The following is a 19,540-nucleotide window of genomic DNA, read 5'->3' on the forward strand; positions in this document are numbered from 1 at the left end:
GATTTTTGTTAATTTATTCGTTTACGAATTTACTTCTTTTGCCTTATAAAACAGCAAACCAATTGCAGAAAATATAATGACCGCTGCTGCCCCGATTACATTTAACCAAAGGAAAGAAATGATATCTAACTGATAAACGGCAATCACCGTAATTTCCGATAAAATGGCAGAAATAAACACATTTTTCCCACCGATTTTTTTTAAGTAAAATGCAACAAGAAAAATCCCTAATATCGGACCATAAAAAAGTGAACCCAAGACATTCACCGCTTCAATAAGAGAACCCATTTGAGTGGCAAACATCGCAACACCGATTGAAAAAATGCCCCAAGCTAAAGTATGCAAGCGACTATACTTCAATTCGGTTGCATCATCTGGAATTTCTTTTTTAAATATCAAATGAACATCTTTTAATGAACAAGCAGCAAGAGAATTTAATGCTGCCGAAATTGAGCCCCAACTTGCCAGAAATATGACAGCAAACAGCAAACCTATCATTCCGACAGGCAAAGTATTTTTTACGAAATACAGGAAAATGTAATTCGTATCTGTTTTCTCTGCATTAAAGTTGGATTTATTAATGGCTTCCTCTACCCTTCCGTGAAGTGCCTTTACCTCAGTCTGTGTTTGTTTAAAATCCTGAATCGTTTTATTTAGTTGAGGAGAATTGTTTTCTTTTAACTTTAAAATTTCTTTGGATTCTGCATTAAATTTTATTTGTAAATCCTGATGCTCTTTTTCAAAAACCGCTGCCTGTTCCGGTTGTTTTTCCTTTAAATTCTGATAAGAACGTTCGTTAAAATAAATCGGAGCTGGTTTCAAAGAAAAGAATGCAAAAAGTAAAGCACCAATCAAAAGAATAGCAAACTGCATCGGAATTTTAACCAATCCGTTCAATAACAAACCCATTTTTGCATTGGTATTATCTTTCGCAGTAATATATCTCCCAACTTGACTTTGATCTGTACCGAAGTAAGAAAGTGCCAGAAAAAAACCTCCAATTAATCCGCTCCAAATATTGTATTTATCTTTCCAGTCGAATTCTGTGGTGATGACATTTAGTTTTCCAGATTTCCCTGCTAAATAAAGTGCATCATTAAAACCAATTCCATTCGGCATATTTTCAATCAAAAGATAACCTGCAAAAGCCATTGTTCCTAAAATAATCAAAAACTGTAATTTTTGAGTATGAGCGATTGCTTTTGCTCCGCCAACATAGGTATAAATCAACAAAATTCCACCCGTTAAAACATTCGTCAGATAAATATTCCAGTTTAAAACGCTTGATAAGATGATACTCGGCGCATAAATACTGATTCCTGTTGATAAACCTCTGGAAAAAAGGAAAAGTAGTGAAGTGAGTACCCTTGTTTTTTTATCAAAACGGTTTTCTAAATATTCATAAGCTGTGTAAACATTCAACCGCTGAAAAATCGGGATGAAGGTAATACAGATCACGATCATCGCCAAAGGCAAACCAAAGTAATACTGAACGAAACGCATCCCGTCTGTATAAGCCTGTCCCGGTGCTGAAAGAAAGGTAATGGCACTCGCCTGAGTTGCCATAATTCCTATCAACACAATGTACCAAGGCATTTTATTATCTGCTTTCAGGTAAGATTCGTTGCTTTTCTGCCCACGACCGATGAATACGCCGTAAACCACCACTGCAACCAGTGTAAAAATAAGAACTGTCCAATCTATCGTACTCATGCCCAAAATTTAGTAAACAAATAATAAAATACGATCTGTGCTACTAATGCAAATGCTAAAAGCAGGTACCAAATATTCCAATTTTTAAGTTGATTATTCATTAGTTTTTCTGTGCAGATAAAAAGTTTAAAAATAAACGTGCCGCACCCACATTTCCCGCAGGTAACTGTCTGAAAAATGCCAATGGTGTATAAATAAAATTACCTTTCCCGTATTTAGCATATAAAGTTGAGCCTTGCAAAGGTTCTTCATTGGTATCATGCATTTCAAAAAGCGGTTCGTACGCTGCATCCCATTGATCGGGGAAATAAGCGCCACGTTCCTGTACCCAGCCTTTAAAATCATTTGCAGTAATTTTATTTGGGAAATTGAGTAATTTATGATTTGGATTTAAAAATTTAACCTCAGCATTTTCTTCGGTAACACGCTTGTTGGCAATCGTAAAATTGAACATTCCCAATTGGTCAACCGTTGTATCTTGATTGGTGTTGTACTGCATCACCAAATTACCTCCGGCTTTTACATAAGACCATAAAAATGGCATCCAACGACCCAGTTTTTTCTCTGTATTGTTTGCACGAACACCAAATACAATGGCATCATATTGAGAAAGTTTATTTTGGTTTCTGCTAGATTCATCTAAGTTGCCATAAAAATCTTCGTCTTTCAGGACAACTACCTGAATTCCTGCAATACGTAAAAACTCAGGAATAAAATCTCCTGCACCTTGTACATAACCAACCTTTTTAACCTTTGTTTGAATATCTCCTTTCATCACAACAACCGTCGCAGGTGTAAAATATTGTAAGGAAGGTAAATGAGGATATTGAATCAATACCTGTTTTTTATTATAAGTTACTCCATCAGCAACAAAATTTGCATCTAATTGTAACTGATTTGATTTTATTGAAGCAAGTTGGGCTTTTGGAATGACATAATCGACGGTAACATCTTTTCCATTGATTGATTTTAAATCACCACCGCCTAATCTTTCTCCGTTAAACATCAGATTTACTTTTCCATTAGTAAATTGTTTATTTGAATTAATCTTGAAATTTAAACTCAAATGTAAATCTTCATTTTCTTTAACTAAATAAAGTGGTTGTGTAAATTTCAATTCCAATGCAGGAACAATACGCAGAGCTTCAACCACATCACCACGAACTGGGTCTAATTTTTTGAAAGATAAAGGAAGTTTAACCTGAAACTTTTCAGAGCCAATTTTTAAATTAAGCAAAACATTCAGTGGCGATTCTGCTTCAGGTAAACCGACTAAAGTATCATTTGGAACAGAGAAAGTTGCCGCATTTACAGCTGGTTTTGCCAACCAATAAGGTTCTGTAAGTGTTGCATCTGCAGGAATCTGAATATCATGCTGAATGGTAATTAAAGAATCTTTTGATAGTTTTCTGTTGAAACTTTCTGACTGATTTAACCATTTTACATCTTCTAAAACAACAGGATTCTCAGCTCTTGAAATCAGATTTAGTCTAAAATTGTAATGATCTCCGGCAACAGCTTCAGCCTGATTGGTCACCACCTCGCCCATAAATCCGGCACAGCTTAAAATGATTTGATCCAGAGATTTAAGTTTGTCATTTTTCAAATCTGAATCTTTTAATGCCAAAACTTTTTTTCGCAAAACAAGCAAATCAGGCAAGCTGAGATCAGGATTATTGAAATTGAAATCTGAAATAATTTTATCTAATGATTGTTCAATATCAGTGTTTCCTTGTGAAGTCCAGGTTTTAGCTATTCCGTCAAAAAGTGTTGACTTTGCAGGCTCGCCATCAACATGGGAAAAATATTCAGTTTTAATCCCGGCTACAGACTGTGTTCCTGCACCTTGACTTTTATGTAAACTTCTGCTTAATCCCGCCAATTCACCGTAGCCCATTCCCAATTGTGCATCGTATTGCCCAACTGTGACTTTCAGTTGATTTTCTGCGGTCGTATTGTTGTTACCAAATCGGAAGGTGTTCCACAATACGCGTTTTGGTTGCCAAACATTAACGTATTTTAATTGATTTGGGAAGGCCGTTTTATCGCCTGCCAACTTAAAAGCTTTTTCCGCAACCACAGCCGAGGCCGCATGTTGTCCGTGACCTGCCGCAGCAGTTGGAGGAAAACGACAAATAATAACATCCGGACGGAATTTTCGAATGACCCAAACTACATCAGCAACAATACTGTTTTTATCCCATTGTTTAAAGGTATCGGTCGTATTTTTAGAAAAACCGAAATCAATCGCACGGGTAAAAAACTGTTGAGCACCATCTAACTTTCTCGCCTCTAAAAGCTCATGCGTTCTGATTAATCCCAATGCTGCACCTTGCTCTGTACCTAATAAGTTCTGACCGCCATCACCTCTTGTTAAAGACAAATAACCCGTTTCTACATTTTGATCATTGATTAACCAGGAGAGTAATCCTGTGTTTTCATCATCGGGATGAGCCGCAAGATATAAAACTTTAGGTAGTTGTTTAAGGGTTTTAAGTTCACGATAAATTTCAGATGATTTTGAAGGCCGAACCTGTTGGGCTGAAAAAACCGTATAGAAACTAAGAATACATGCAGTGATTACTTTTTTGAACATTTGAATTTGCTTTGCGGGACAAATATAAGTAAATGGTTTTTCTTTCAGCTTTGGAAGATAAAGCAATTAAAGACTCTAGCCTTTGTTTTAAATTTTTTCTACGTTGAATCTTCGATTTCTAAATTAAAATAAACTTTTTTTATTCTTATTTTAACATTAAGGTATTTAGAAATCAACACGTTGATTTTGTATTAAGTTTTTTAAGACGATGATCTTAATTTCTGAATGTTAAAATAAATATCAAATTTAAACAGCCTCTTAAAAAAGTTTTTTCTACTATTTTAATGTTATTTCCTGTAATGAGTTTTGAATTTTCGCATACGATTCATCACTCAAACCCGAAACCTTAAATTTAAAACAAACCACCCTCCTCTTTTCTCTAAGCAAAATCTCAATTCTTAAGATATCCTGTCCTATTAATTTTTTTTCGATTTTAAATCCTGTAATACTACTGATGGGAAACTCAACATACGGAAATATCATTCGTTTATTAAGCGGATGATAATATTTAATAGTGAATGTAGATCCTGTATTTTCAAATTGAAATACTTTTAATCTTCTAATCTGGTAAAATATTAAGATGCTCACGATTATCATTGCCATAAATAGCGGCCATCTTAAATAATGTACAATTAAGTCTTTAAGAACAAACCCTATAAGAGCCGTACTCAAAATTAGCATAAGAAATACAAAAAGAAAATTCTTTGTTCCAACTATTTTATTTTTATTATTTACGATTATCATAAATCTTTAAAATTTTTAGTTAAACTTAGATTCAGACTTAAAAAAACAGTTTGAATAATTAACTGAAGCGCATTTTTCATAATAGTATCATTGCAATAGAAAACAGCTATAATTATTTTGATAGTTTTTCTTTATAAAAACGATCAAATCTTTAGCTTTTGAAGGGTTTATAAAAATTTTCGAATCTATTTTATTAAACAGTTGCTGAGTATCTGACACGTGCTGTGCAGATAGTTGATGAAAGAATAATCCAAAAAAAACAGCAAGAAAAATTCTCATAGCATTCAAAACCTGTTTAAACCTTTATTTGTTGATAATTTCACAGCAGATAATTTGACGATATCACGAAGAATTTTATGGTAGCTTTTTTTATTTTTGAGAATAATCAGTTTCATAATATTTCAAAAATAATATAAAAACTTAACACATTAGTAAAAACATGTAAAATTTAATATTTTACTATTATAAAAACAAATTTCAAGAAAAAAATAATAAAGTTTATCTCAAATAACTAAATTTTAATCTATAAATCCTCAAGACACCCATAAAATAAAACCATTTACATTTCATTTAAAATTAATTAAAACTCATCAATTATAAATTATGAAAAAAGAATGCATAAATATAAATAAATCTTATCGTTCTGCTTTAGAGTTTTATAGATCCACGATAACAAAACTGAAAATCAAATGGTATGAGGTATAGAGATAATTCAGTAAATCTTTCTAAGAATAAGTAAGGACTGATAAAAAAATCAACAAAGGGAAGAAAAGTTTTGTCATATAAATAAATATTAATTATTGATATGACAAAACTAATTGATTGGAGATATAAAAGTTGGTAACAAAAGTCACCTGTAAAATTGTTTTTTTTCTTAATTACTAAATAAAAAAAACATCAGATTGAGCTAACGTATTCTAAATCAAACACAAGTATTCCATCTTTACTTTGTAAAATTTCTCCTTCGTTTTCTATTTTTTTCATAACCCTGCTTATTACCTCTCTTGATGTGCCCAGATTAGAAGCAATCTCTTTGTGCATTAGCTTAATAGGATTTTCACCTTTAATAGAAACTTGTGTTTTTATAAAATTAAGCACCCGTTTATCCAGTTTATGAAATACCGCTTCGTTTACCATGTGCATTACATCAGAAAAACGCTTGTCATATTCTTTAAAAAAAGAAATACTGATATCCGGAAAACGAATTAACCAATCATGCATCACAGATACCGGAACAAGCAAAACGTCGGAATCTACTTCTGTTACAGCATAAATACGACTTATATAATTAGAAAATATAGACGAAAAAGTCATCATACAACAATCATTTTCTTTTACATAATAATAGATCAGCTCTCTTCCGTCATTTAAAGTAAAAACCCGAACTACCCCATTAATAACAAATGGAACAAACGCATTTCTTTGCCCTACTGTAGCTATTTCCGTTTTAGCTTTAATACTTTTGAAAATTGCTTTTTCATGAAATTCTGCAATAAAAGCCTCATCAGAAAACCCAAACTTTTCAATAATAAATTGATTGTTTAACATATTTTAATTGTAAAATTTTAAAATACAAAAGTATTTTATTTGGCTAATTATTATCTGTTTTTTGATACTCTAATGATACTCCAAATTTATTTTTTTTAGCTTGAAGATAAGAAACCCAACATTCATTTTTAATCTTCCTTAATCGAAGCAAATCATCTATAAAAATTTTTGAAGACAGTTTTTATTTAAAGTAACAAACACACGAAAGGTTCCATTTCAAATTAAAATAGAACCTTTTTATATTATTCAATTGCTTAGCTTTTATGATTAACAAACTTTATTACTATCATTTTTACAAAATTTTGTAATTAAAGTAAAACCATCATCCTTTCCTTAAATTTCTTCTTAAAATACGCATTTTTAAAGACAGTTGAGTTTGCGCTTTTTTGTGGCATTCTTTATATTTTTTTATGCTTTTTTCAAGCTGGTTTTATTTTTGAGATATTCTTCATAAAGATTACCCAATTCAGAAACTTCATCAATATCAAAGGAGTAATTAGAATCAGTATCTTTTTGTGATTACAGAAAAATCTTTTACCGGAAAATGATAATTGGGTTTTGGCGACATATAATCTGCCCAATAACAATATCGTCTCATGCTGTCTTGTACCCAAACATTCACAGACTCGGTGCTTCCTTCGGGAAAATTCGGTACCTCATCATCTGTACGGTTGCAGGAAACTATCAAAAAAGATAATATAATTAAATTTTTTGCCTTCTATTTAGGTTATTTTTAAACCTAGTTTAGGTTGTTTGTATAGATATTCGTTAGCTAATTTTACACTATCACTTGTCAGTTTAATGAATTTATCTGCTTCAGCATTATATTCTTTTCCAAAATGGGCATTTTCATTTTTGAGATACAGTTCGATATCAGAAAATTTCTGATCGGTTATATACAAACGCAGGGTATTGTTGATATTTGTGATATAATGAAAATCATTGCTTTTATTTAATTCTACTACAAGATGCGGCCAATTTTTAATGGTTTGTGATTGAAGTAAAATACCGTAATAAGGTTTATTATAATCAAATATATTATGAAGAGTTTTGTTCTTTAAAATATATTTTTCAAAGTCCTTCATACTTAGTTTTGGTCCGGCACTAAAAACTCCATACAAGAAAGATAAAATCCAGGAATTATCAATTTTAAAATATTTAATACTTTCTTCCGTACTTAAATCTGCATGAGGAAGCAGGTAATAAACGGGAAAACTTCTCAACTGAATCAATTCTGTAACGTAATTCAGTAACAAATCAGAAATATCAGGAACCTGAGTCATTAAATTGGGGAGATGGCTATATCGGTTTTGCTCTTGCAGTAAATTATGCAATTCCAATTCATTCTTCCATTTTTTCAATTCCTGAAGAACTTTGTTGTCATTCATAATCATTAATCTCCCTAATTGCCATGCAGCGGAATAGGTCATATCGTACATCTTCGTATCATCATTAAAAATGTTTAAATAATCCTGATGATCGGGAATATCTGCCCAATTTTTCTCTTGTAGCAAATTTTCCAGATTAAAGGAGTAATTCCAATTAGTAAAAGGCCCTTGATACCACGAAACTATTTTACCGCCACCTTTTAGCTGATGTTCTAATGGCACTTTAGCAATATCTACCAACTTGATTACAGCCTCATTTTTAATATTAATTTGCGTTTTAAAAGGTTGAAGATTTAATTCACTTAAATAGCCTTTCAGGTTTTTACCGTTGTATTTTAAATATTCAAGAATGTAATTATTTTCCTGCTTAAAGTTAATTTCTTCTGCACGCTCAAAATCATCAACAGATTTGGGTTCAGGCAATTTTGCCCATCTTAATGCACGTTCTTTTAAATAGGTTTCATTGATTGAAATTAACTTGGCAAGTTCAGCATTTGCTTTTGTTTTTACTTCTTCTAAAGTTAAAATTTCAGAGTCGACTAAATCTTTTTGGAATGTACTAAACTCCGAATGTTTTTTCAATCTATTGGTATCAATCTGATATAATTGAGTACTAATACTTTCAAAAGACCATTCGGATAAAATTACGCACGTTTTTGTGCTTTGATACTCATTTTTTTCGTGAGAATTATTTAATTGATACTTATCTTTTCCTTTAATAACCTCAGCAGAATAATAGCAAACAAAAGCTCTATACTTTGTATTAGGTTCTACTCTACGATGAGAAATTAAAATACTTGTTTCTTTGGGAAGATTCAAATCTTTCAATTCTATATGTTCCTGCACTCTGACATGGGCTAATTGAGACACAAAATCTATGGAAGGAAAAAGCTCTTTATCACCTTTTACAATATTGAGAATTTTTAACGGTTTGGGTTCTGTAGTGTCTTCTAACGAATCTTTTAATTCATTGGTATTGGTTTCTAATATTTCAAAATCTTTGGCAACCAACTCCTCTTCCTTGAGTAAAACCAAGAAAATATAGGGAATTCTTTTTCCTTTTGATTCACAATTAAACTCCCAAGGCAAAGTACTTCTTCTGAATTGTATATGCGGAAAAGTTCCGGCAAAGTCGCCTGTATGCTCCATTGGAGGATACATTGCCAATACTTCATTTTGAGGAATCGTATAATTATAACCGGCAACATAAAAAACAACCTCCTGCCCCAGAACATTACTCAGGTTATTTTGCAAGTTTGCTTTAATTTCATATTTTCCAGATACGATTGTGGGTATATGCGACGGAGCAATTCCTATTTCTTCGTTTGCCATTTTTAAGCTATTTGATATTTTCCTAAAGATTTTTTCTTGTATTTATATACATCAGTAGAGTTTTCTAAATCTGTAAAATCTATTTCATCTTCATTCAAAATTTCTAAAATACTCATTACGCTATTATTTAGTTTAACCGAACTATCCTTATGCTCTATTTTGTTGGTCATAAAGCTATCCTGATAATTTTTAACACAAGTATCATATAAGGAAATAATTACCGGATCAATCTTAGATTCTATTTTTGAAAATTCTAAACGAATACCCTTACATACATCTTTCAATAATTTAGGATTTGATAAAACCTCATCATCGCTTGCTATTGCATTCGTATTATTCCATATCGATTTAGGAACTGATTTTAAAATAGGAGAACCTTCAAATGAATGAAAATCATTTACAGCACCTTTAATCGATAGATTCAGTTTATTCTTTAGCTGAACAGGTTCTTTATATACCGGAAAAATATTTTCAGTGCTTTTATTTCCGGTAATCAACTCATTTCCATCAATTTCAGTGATTGGGATTTCTGAATAAATTTCTAAAGCAAAAGTTTTTGGATTCACTACTATAGATTCAACCCCGTTTGTATTCTTTACTTTTTTTATTATTCCTGATGTTATATTGTATGTAAGTATTTTGGTTGCATCTGGTAAGAAAGCAGATATGAATTCTTCTTTATTTAATGATTTATTGAGAGGCTTATTATGATTACCAAATTTTACTTCCAATTGATAACCAACAACCTTAAAAGTTGCAATCCCTCTAAAATCAGGTCCTTCTAATTGTAATTTAGCCGTTAAATTAAAAGATTGATTGATGCTGAACAGCCATACATCTACGACAATTTTAGCATAAATCTGAACAAATACCTCTGCTTTATAATAAAATGGCTTCCATGAAATAATGAAATCTGCGCTAAAGAGAACTCCAATTTCTGCATACACTACACCTGCATCTAACACAAGATTTAAACCTCCTGCTAAACCTGCCATTATACAACTCGGCGTGAGAGCAAAATAAGCTTTTCCGTAAAACTGAACCGAACCTAATTTAAAACTATACCCCAAACGTGGTACATTATTGGGATAATGAACAGGAACTTTGAAATTAGGATGATAACCACCCAAAGTAAATACAAAATCACCCGCTGTATCGCCTTTCAACCACATTCCTAAGGCGAAACCACCTGTTAATTTTAACTGCGGCAATAATACAAAAGTGTTATCTGTCAACTGACCCTGAGCCAAAAAAGTGCCTTCTTCTAAATCTGCACGCATAGAAAATGCAAATTCAAAATTATAAACTCCTTCCTGCTTCATCGTTGAGAGGCCTAAAAGATTGATAGATGTTTTATTCCCAAAAGCAATAGCCAATATTCCGGTGGTAAAAATCATTTTATAGGAATCAAATTTAATTCCTGCGATAATTACATAACTATTTTCACTCGCAGGTAAATAACGATTTAAATCGTGAAAGATTTTCTGAATATTATCTCCTTGCTTTAAACCTCCCTGATGAACGATTTTGATGAGAGGAAAATCCGGGATTTCGGTAATATTAGGCATTATAAAACTTCTGTTTAGCCCAAATCCTAATGCAAATCCGTGGATGTAAAAAGCAGGATCTATAGGAATCGGAATCCCTAAATACCCAAATGCAAATAATGAAGAGTAGCTTGGTGTTTTAATATAAGAGCCAATGGCAATGATTTCTATTTTACCGAGCCTGAAAGTGAGCAAACCATTGTATTCTTCTGTTCCGTTATTTGTTTCTCTCAAAAATGCACCTGCGATTGAAAGCGTAGGTGTATCATAAATAATCGCCAAACCTTTTAAAGAAAATTGAATTTCTTTCCATAATTTTTCAAGACTGAAGTTTTGAAAAACCGTAAAAGGCACCTGAATTCCCATGCCGACAAGCTGTAAACCAAAAGGACCAATATTGAAATCTGCTGATATTGCAATATTTATTTTTTGGTTTTCAATGGATGGTTTTACTTCATTAATTTTTACTAATGAATGTTTTTTGTTTTCTTCTTTTTGAATATTGCCTGAAGTACTTTTGTTCTCTTTTTTTGCTGAATTTTTATCAGGAACAGGTAAACCGGGAATTTTTATACCATTTAGATCAAAGCCGGGAAAGGTGATTTTTTGCTCTTCATTTCCATTTTTCAAAATCATTCCTGCGTTGAATCCTGTAGAAAGAGAAAGCTTTTCTTTGTTCAGCCAGATTTTATTATCAACAAAATATTTTTTAGAATTACTAATTAATTTTAGCCGTTCATCTGTTAATGATTTGTCTTTTTCTTGTTGAGAAACATACACCAATTCTATGGAAGGAATAGAATAATCTTTAAGATACTCTCCCACCAAAGGCATTTTCTCAAAATTGATTTCTTCAGCAATAGCTACCGAAAATAGTTTGAATTCTTTAGCAAAAACACCTTTAAGCTTGGCTTTTGAATACCTAACTCCTAACTGAAAAGCCGATAAACTTTCTTTTTCATTTGAGATTTTAAAAATCCCGAAGTTGAGCTCATTAGGTACAAAAGGAATAATACTATCTTTTATATCACCTTCATCCTCCAAAAGTTTAGAGATATTATTTGAAACATCAGGAAGTTTACCAACAAGCGATGTTACTGAGATATCATCATTTAATTTGATCGTATTCCCTGTAATTTTGAAGTCAACTTTTTTTATTGTGACGTCGAGTTCGAGCTGGATATTGGTATTTTGCATTAGTCGATTTATTATTACTTCACCTTGATGATATAAACCATTTTTATACTTGGAGGAAGAATATCAATTGCAGTAGGTTTTGCATGCCCAATTCTGGTGTATGAATCACGTATCATCCCTTTAAAATCCTCATAATAAGAAGGATTTGTGTTACCTGAAACTGATGAAGTTAAATAAGTAATACTTTCGTCAGATCCTCCTCTACCGGCTTTCCATTTATACAAGTTATAATAAACCTGTAATTGATTTTCATGAATGTTTTCGTTTTTTATAGTAATCTGTTCTGTTCCAAATGCTGTAAAGTCATTTTTTTGGCTACCCATTATATATTTTCTAATTAAATTAGGAGTATTATTCCCAATAATAGAACGTGCTTCGGTATATTTTTCTGAAATAACAAGTCCGTCACATAATAGCCAACCATCAGGAACATTTTTTCCGGCAAAAGCGATAACAGTACCTATCGGTAAAGAAACCAACTCATTCTTAACATATAAATCATTTTTGATTTCTGTTTTATCTGAAGTTATTTTTACCAGTTCTTTAGAACCTTTTATAATTTTAAGTTCTTCACTTAATAATTCTATCTGATTTTTAAGTTTAATAAAATCTGCTGTTAACGTATTGATTGTAACATTTTGTGAATCTAAAGTATTGATTGTAGCAGTCTTCGAAGTTAACTTATCAATTTTCCCCTGATTGGCTTCAAATTCATTTATATTTAGCGTTTCTGACATATTTTTAAAACTTATAGTGAATAAAAAATCTTACCTGTTTTGATATAGAATTTTGCTTTTCCGTTTCTATAACCCGGAATATTTTTGTATTCTAAGTAGAAAGGATATGATCCGGACGGGTTTGTAAAGGCGGGTTGCTTAGCTTTTAATCCTGAAATTTCTAAAATGACAGACTCAGCATTAGCTAATACATATTCGTTTTGATAATATAAAAAATCATTGCCCGTTGATCTCGGTTTAGTAGGAATATCATTGAAAGAATGAAATTGTTTCAATTTTAAATTGCCGGTTTGCTGCACATCATTCTCGAGGATATGAAGAAAATTACTCATTACTCTAAAAGCACTATCATCTGAAAATTTCAGTTCTTTATCTGATATATTGTTGATTAACAGATTTACAGCTTGAATGTTATTTCCTACACCGTTATACAAAGTATCATTTCCTAAAATAAATACTTCAAACGGGCATTCATTAGCACCTCTTAAATCTATTACTTCAAATACCTTATCTATAATAAGAGGCTGAAATTTGGTATAAGTTGTAGAAAATTCGTCTTTAGTGAGTGTTAGATTATAAATTTCCAGCTGAACCAAAACTCTTTCCTGCTCTAAACTATTAATGATAGATACACCATCTAATATTGCCTTTAAATTTGTGGTATTTGTTTGTTGGTCAAAACTAAAAGATATATCTATTTCATCAGACTCTTCTATCTCTTTATTTTCCGCAGCTTGATATTTAAAAAATCCTTTTTTAACCTTCAATTTTGCTACACAATCAGCATACTTTTCAAGAGCCATGTCTCCCTGCAAAAACTCGAAGGATAGAGGTTGCTGTTTATTTTCAATAACTAATTTATCATATTCTGCGCTGTTATTCAAATTAAAGCTTACGGTATCAATTAAAGTAGATTTTGATAAAAGAATAAGACGTTGCGCTATAGATTTATTAATTATATTTTCTACTTCATCTTTGGTCACATCGCTGTAAACAGACAGATCTGCAATTCTAAGCTGATCACCTTCTTTATTTCCACCGATGATAATATTTTGATGCTCATCAGAATTATTAACAGAGATAATGGGTTTTCTGTTTAACAAAAATTTTTCGTCGGTTATATAGATATCCAGATTGCCGTTTTCATCAAAGTATATAGAACCGTTAAACCATGCATTTTCTCTTATTTTAAAATCTATATCATTTACTTTAATACTATTTTTAAAAGAAAGAGCGTTTTTTTTATTCGATTTTAAGACACTTAATATTTTATCCCCAATCGCAAGAAGGTTTATCGTGTCATTATTGTTTTTTTTATCGTAATTAAAAAAGAAATTAAGTAAAGTTGCTCCTTTATTTATATTTTTTTTGAAGGTTAATTCTAGCTTACTTCCATCTCTAAAGTTGAGATAAGAACCTTTGTATTGATCAAAATCAACTTCTATAGTATTATTTTCTAAGGCAGATTGCACCTGAGATTTATAGTTATTAATAATATCATCATTAACTAAATTATCTAAAGGAAAGTAATATGATAGTTTTGCCATAATGTTTAAAATTTAGTCGATTTTATAGACAGCCACCCTTCTTTTAAAACCAGAGTAGGAATAATGCCGGAATTGGTATTAAAATCGGTGATTTCCAGAATTGCTTTAGATTTATTGTTGATCAGCTTTAATAACATCTTTTCATATTCATCTAAATCATCTTTTATTTTAATCTTTTCTAATTCGCCGATGTCTACAAAATAAATGTGCTCATCAGGATAAAAAGGATCTTGCTGAATGATTTTTTTAGAAATTAGAGATTGCTTAAAACCGTCATTAATGATCAGAAAAGCATTTTCTCTCGTGAAAACATATAGTTTTTTTAATATTCCTTTGAGGTTTATTACTTTATTAGAGGTCTTCAGTGATAATAAACTCATTATATCTTTCTCGAAATCGTTTAAAGAAGATTCTTTTTTTGCTTGCAGTATTTTTATGTTGCTGAAGTCAATAAAGTAAACTTCGTCATTTAACAGGCTGGTTTTAGAGTGAATGACATATCCTTCTCTGATGAGAAATTCTTTAAGGGAAACCAGTTTTTTAGTTTTAAATTGATTAAAATCAAATGCTACTTTTTTTGATCTGATATTTTCTTCTTTACCTAATAGATTGGTAATTGTATCGTTAATAAACCCAAGTTTTATTTGATCTTTACCTGCTTCATTTTTCTTTTCAAACTCTTCTTTATCAATAAAATAAATCTTATCATTCGGGAAAAATGCCATTAACTCGTTTACTAAAAGGTCATCATTTTTTAAATCTGACAATAAAGCCTGTAAATAAGTTTCTGTTTCAAAATCTTTATTAAAATCTATTGCCAAATTTTGGGTAATCCGTTTTTTGGTGGGCGGATTTGTAGCAGATAAAGGTTCTTTTTTATTTTTCTTTTCTAATTCTACCCACGACCATTCATAGCGTTTATCTTTAGCTAAAGATAATTGAAGGTTTTCTTTAGGAGTTAAAACAGGCGCCGTTAATAATGTAAGTTCAATTCTTTTTAAGGCATTTTTTATTTTATTGTAGGGTAATTTTATGCTTTTTTCCGGCAAAATTCCGGTTTTAATGTGTAGATTACCTTTAGGATGCATAAGAACATATCTTTGGCATGCATTTAAGGTTTCATTTAATGCCAAATAACTTTCTTTATCCTGAGTTTTATAGTTAATGGCAGAACTGCTCATAAGCTTACCTTCAATTTCGCTCCATTTTTCTTTGCCGTCAAAAGGGTTTTCTTTCAGAAAATTATTGATAGAATAAGGATGATTGTCTATCTTCTTCGTTACATCATTATTGAAATAAATTTTACTTTCTAAATATTTTAAACCTAATTTTTCGTCAGGTTTTTCCTCTTCCTTTTTTAGATTGTAATGCCAGTAAGCCAAAACGCCATCATTGTACTGGTTTAAATCACCAATAGACATCGGGATTTTAACTTTATCATATTTTCTTTGATTGTCGTAGGTATTAATACTAATATTCTCAGAATAATTAATATCATAAAGCGACTCACCTTTCGTAAATAAATTAATATTAACCAAAGTAATAGCTATCGGGACAGAAGATATTGTTTCTAATAAGGAAGGATTTACGTAATCTTCAGGTGAGATGTGCTCCATCGTTTTTTGTAACTCCTTTATAAACTCATCTTTTTTATTAGGCTTACAAATTTTTTCTATGATCCAATGTATAATCCTCTTAAGATGCGGATTTTTTACAACAGATTTATACTCAGAATTTTCTTGAGCGATGCTTATATCAAAAGGGGAAGACTCCCACTGATCTTCTGTATCTATTGCTCCTAAATGCTTACCGTCAGCGTCAAAAAATTCTAATCGTTGATTAAGATAAACGGGAACCATCCACCCTATTACAGGAGATTTTCTTTTATTGGTTATCGTTCTGCTAAATCTTGTACTCATCGCAGCAGACTGCAGATATCTAGGTGGCAATGCTACCCAATTATCTTTATTTTCGATTTTTTGCACATGAGTGGTTATTATTTTTTGAGGCTCTATTATTTTACTCCTTCCAAAAGAATCTATCACTCTGAGTCTGCTCATTTTAAAAGCTCCATTTCTAAACGGATTAAAAATAGATAAGCGATTAGGCGTTAAAAGATTTAAGTTATTAAAGTATTCTTTACATAAACTTTTTATACTTTGCGCCAGTTTTTTGTGATCTTTAAATCCGTTTGGGATTAACGGCAATACAGATAAACCATTACTCCTCTGCAACATCAGATTATTGAAGTCTGAAAGCGTTAATTCGAATAAAGCAGTACCTTCCAATGTTTGCAAAAAACCTTTCATTTGCTCTATTAACTGAGCATTATCTGCTTCATCAATATGAGTAAGGTTTTTCTCTAATTTTTCTTTTACATATTCCTGAACCGTATTGCTTACAAAAGATTGCCCATAATAAACATTAGGATTGGGCATATAAGCAATATCATTTAATGCATATTTTTTTATTAAATCTGCATTAAGCTCATCTAAAGTATAAGAATCTTGTAAAAAACTTTCATTAAACTTTTTATCTGTAGCCAGATAATGACCTTCTTTTTTAGGTAAAAATAAACTTTCCCATTCTACTTTATATGTATGCCAATCATTAACAATAACTCCCTGAAAATCAGAAATTTTAGTCAAAACATTTTTAAAACTATCTTTCTGCTTAGCATCGAATGAAATAATGCTGTTTACTTCTTTTGGAGTTTCTGGGTTGGTAAACAGGTTAAATATGGTATCCTTTTTTGGGGAAGAAATAATTATACTTGGAGGTAACGCATTATAATAATCTGTTCTGCTTTTTTTTGATAAGATTATTTGAGTTTTATGCCTCTGGTTAAGTAAATTTTGAAGTTCTTTTTGATCAATGGCATCATGCGAATGTTGTGCTCTTACTAGAAATTTAATGATTGCAAAATCACTGTATTTACTGTAATAACCGGATATTTTATCAGAAAATAATCGTTGTAAATTAGCGACATTAATTTCTGATTTTTTAAGCTTTTCTTTTAATATATTAATCTGAGAAATCAATAGTTTTAAATCATCTTTAAGCTTATTGATGTTCTTATTTTTATTTAAGAATAAAGCACTTAAATAAGTAGACCAGTGCAGATATAGACTTTCAATTTTGGTATGCAGCCTGAAGTTGTCCAGTTCGTAATTGTTTAATATCCTATTCAGAGCGTCTAATTCATCTTCCAAAGATTCATTAAAAGAAATATTGGTGAGATCTGATAAATTTATTCCTTCAGAAATAGCGAGAATATTTTCCTCTGACGGAGATTCATATAGAGCTTTTAATTTTGTTTGTAAATTTCCATATTCATCAGCGATACTTTTACTCCACTCAAAATCTAAAAGATTAATATCAAAATCATATTCTTGAATTAAATCTTCATCATCGAAATCAACAATATTCAGTACGTATTTGGTAGTACCTGATGTTTTATTAAATTGTTGCTCATGCTGTTTGTTTCTCAATCTGGAAATCCAGTCTAAGTTCAAACCTTTTAATTCATCAAAATTGATAATTGAAGCAATCTGTTCTTCTTGCTTTTGCAAATCCTGCTTTGATATGGTAGGATTATTCGTATTTATAATTAATGCAGAAAGGGTTTCTGGTAAAGTATTCGCAATGGCTATATCAAATGATGCTTCATTTTCAGTTGTGGCACTTAATTTCAACTTAAATTTACCTGCAACAATGTTTTCATTAAGAATATTTTGTCCATAAGTTTCTACCCAACCAACAATAGAATAGGTGTCATCTTTTGTTCCCTTTTCATCGTAAAAGCCAAATACACTCCTACAATTCGGGTAATGTATATCAAATGAAAAACTGCCCCATCCTAAAGCACTGAGATTGTTTAAATAATGATTGTTAGCATTACTTTTAGTAATCCATTCATCCAGTTTGTATTTTCTTCCTATATATTTAAACCGGAAATTATCTCCCACTTCTTCTACATAGGTACAAGTAGCATATTTATTCAGTTCCGGATCGTTAACATTCCATATATAGTCGCTTTCTACAATCCATTCTTCGCCGTCTCTTTCTCTTTTTATATACCAACGATTTGGTGCTTTAGGAAGATTTCCCTGATCATCAAATTTTTTAAAGTATGAAGGCAACACAAAATGAATATGTACACCCTTATCCAAATAAATGGCATTATCATGAGAAAAAGGTCTTGGAATAATAGAATTGGTTTCTAAAGGGACATTGGGATTTTCGAACACATCTTTCTCTGTATTCATCCAAGGAACATTTTCAAAACGGATATCCTGACCGATTACTTCTTCAGGTGATTCAAGATATAAAGCATTTATTTGGAGCGGAAGCAGGTTTGGCATATTTATTTGCTAGATTCTTCCAACTGTTTAAAGATATCATCAGTTGATCCTAAAGTCATCATTTTCTTCACCACATCACGGTTTGTATTCCAGATAGAAAAACTTATCGAGTTAATCGACATTGTACTAAGTTCTGAAAAGAAATCTTTGCTGTCTATGCTGATTGACAATGCATATTCCCATTTTGCAGGTTCATCAGTATCTTTTAGCACTTCACCTTTACTATTACACTCTTTATCTACAGTTCCATCTTTTGTATAGTATGTTTTTTTATATAAATAGGCGGTTTTTAGGTGAAATTTAATATTGTCAACATTAAAACTATTACCTACACTACTATTTTCCTTCAACTTAGTTTCAATTTTATCTGTAGCTTCCTGAGAATCTGTAGAACCTGTACCAAATATTTTATCAAAATCATTTTTTAATTCAGTGAATGTTACGGAAACTTCTGATGATGGAAGTTTGGTTGGAATAAGCAGATATTCTTTAATCGTAATATCTTTGTTTTCTGGATTCTTAAGTTTCGTATTTTGAATAACTACAGCTAAATCTCTTTTTAAAAAAGTTAAGGACATTGCTAATTGAAATTCACTCATGATGTAATTTTTTTTAAAATTCCCTACTCATATGGCTTTTCGGTTTACGCCCCGTTTGCAATGGTTTCTGGTCTCCGTGGTTATTGTTTTGTATGAAATAACAAGCTTATTATTTCTAATTTTTAAATATAATCGAAATATGATTAAAAATAGTTAGCTAAATAACAAATTTATAAGAAATTAATGTAAATTATTTCAGTATAAATACCTGTTTTCTTTTAAAAACTA

The 19,540-nt window shown here is 31.1% G+C and carries 11 protein-coding genes; all 11 read right to left on the minus strand.

Annotation, left to right across the window (positions count from 1 at the left end):
• Positions 1–21 precede the first annotated feature (21 nt).
• Positions 22–1,713 carry a sodium:solute symporter gene (locus OEW74_RS02045; RefSeq protein ID WP_265426905.1) on the minus strand — a complete coding sequence of 564 codons (1,692 nt, stop codon included), beginning with the start codon at positions 1,711–1,713 and terminating at the stop codon, positions 22–24.
• A 100-nt stretch (positions 1,714–1,813) separates the two neighbouring features.
• On the minus strand, positions 1,814–4,309 hold the full coding sequence (locus OEW74_RS02050) for a PIG-L family deacetylase (RefSeq protein ID WP_265426906.1): 2,496 nt from the start codon (positions 4,307–4,309) through the stop codon (positions 1,814–1,816).
• 276 nt (positions 4,310–4,585) lie between these two features.
• A complete protein-coding gene (locus OEW74_RS02055) occupies positions 4,586–5,053 on the minus strand; it encodes a hypothetical protein (protein ID WP_265426907.1) in 468 nt (155 codons plus the stop codon).
• 897 nt (positions 5,054–5,950) lie between these two features.
• Entirely contained in the window at positions 5,951–6,601 is a 651-nt protein-coding gene (locus OEW74_RS02060) for a Crp/Fnr family transcriptional regulator (protein WP_265426908.1), read from the minus strand.
• A gap of 502 nt (positions 6,602–7,103) precedes the next feature.
• A complete protein-coding gene (locus OEW74_RS02065) occupies positions 7,104–7,289 on the minus strand; it encodes a hypothetical protein (protein WP_265426909.1) in 186 nt (61 codons plus the stop codon).
• Between the two features lie 34 nt (positions 7,290–7,323).
• Positions 7,324–9,321: a hypothetical protein gene (locus tag OEW74_RS02070; protein WP_265426910.1), complete on the minus strand. Its 1,998-nt coding sequence runs from the start codon at positions 9,319–9,321 to the stop codon at positions 7,324–7,326.
• Between the two features lie 2 nt (positions 9,322–9,323).
• On the minus strand, positions 9,324–12,065 hold the full coding sequence (locus OEW74_RS02075) for a DUF6603 domain-containing protein (RefSeq protein WP_265426911.1): 2,742 nt from the start codon (positions 12,063–12,065) through the stop codon (positions 9,324–9,326).
• A gap of 14 nt (positions 12,066–12,079) precedes the next feature.
• On the minus strand, positions 12,080–12,802 hold the full coding sequence (locus tag OEW74_RS02080; RefSeq protein ID WP_265426912.1) for a tail fiber protein: 723 nt from the start codon (positions 12,800–12,802) through the stop codon (positions 12,080–12,082).
• Positions 12,803–12,813: 11 nt separating this feature from the next.
• Positions 12,814–14,349: a hypothetical protein gene (locus tag OEW74_RS02085; RefSeq protein WP_265426913.1), complete on the minus strand. Its 1,536-nt coding sequence runs from the start codon at positions 14,347–14,349 to the stop codon at positions 12,814–12,816.
• Between the two features lie 5 nt (positions 14,350–14,354).
• Positions 14,355–18,713, minus strand: coding sequence for a hypothetical protein (locus OEW74_RS02090; RefSeq protein ID WP_265426914.1), 4,359 nt, complete (start codon positions 18,711–18,713; stop codon positions 14,355–14,357).
• Positions 18,714–18,715: 2 nt separating this feature from the next.
• Entirely contained in the window at positions 18,716–19,312 is a 597-nt protein-coding gene (locus tag OEW74_RS02095; protein ID WP_265426915.1) for a hypothetical protein, read from the minus strand.
• Between the last annotated feature and the right edge of the window lie 228 nt (positions 19,313–19,540).

Source organism: Chryseobacterium sp. YIM B08800 (genome assembly GCF_026163565.1).
In the GTDB taxonomy this organism is placed as follows: domain Bacteria; phylum Bacteroidota; class Bacteroidia; order Flavobacteriales; family Weeksellaceae; genus Chryseobacterium.

Excerpts from the sequence above, each read along its gene's own strand:
- OEW74_RS02070 (WP_265426910.1), bottom strand. The coding sequence starts at position 9,321 with ATGGCAAACGAAGAAATAGGAATTGCTCCGTCGCATATACCCACAATC.
- OEW74_RS02045 (WP_265426905.1), bottom strand. The coding sequence starts at position 1,713 with ATGAGTACGATAGATTGGACAGTTCTTATTTTTACACTGGTTGCAGTG.
- OEW74_RS02080 (WP_265426912.1), bottom strand. The coding sequence starts at position 12,802 with ATGTCAGAAACGCTAAATATAAATGAATTTGAAGCCAATCAGGGGAAA.
- OEW74_RS02075 (WP_265426911.1), bottom strand. The coding sequence starts at position 12,065 with ATGCAAAATACCAATATCCAGCTCGAACTCGACGTCACAATAAAAAAA.
- OEW74_RS02085 (WP_265426913.1), bottom strand. The coding sequence starts at position 14,349 with ATGGCAAAACTATCATATTACTTTCCTTTAGATAATTTAGTTAATGAT.
- OEW74_RS02060 (WP_265426908.1), bottom strand. The coding sequence starts at position 6,601 with ATGTTAAACAATCAATTTATTATTGAAAAGTTTGGGTTTTCTGATGAG.
- OEW74_RS02055 (WP_265426907.1), bottom strand. The coding sequence starts at position 5,053 with ATGATAATCGTAAATAATAAAAATAAAATAGTTGGAACAAAGAATTTT.
- OEW74_RS02095 (WP_265426915.1), bottom strand. The coding sequence starts at position 19,312 with ATGAGTGAATTTCAATTAGCAATGTCCTTAACTTTTTTAAAAAGAGAT.
- OEW74_RS02050 (WP_265426906.1), bottom strand. The coding sequence starts at position 4,309 with ATGTTCAAAAAAGTAATCACTGCATGTATTCTTAGTTTCTATACGGTT.
- OEW74_RS02090 (WP_265426914.1), bottom strand. The coding sequence starts at position 18,713 with ATGCCAAACCTGCTTCCGCTCCAAATAAATGCTTTATATCTTGAATCA.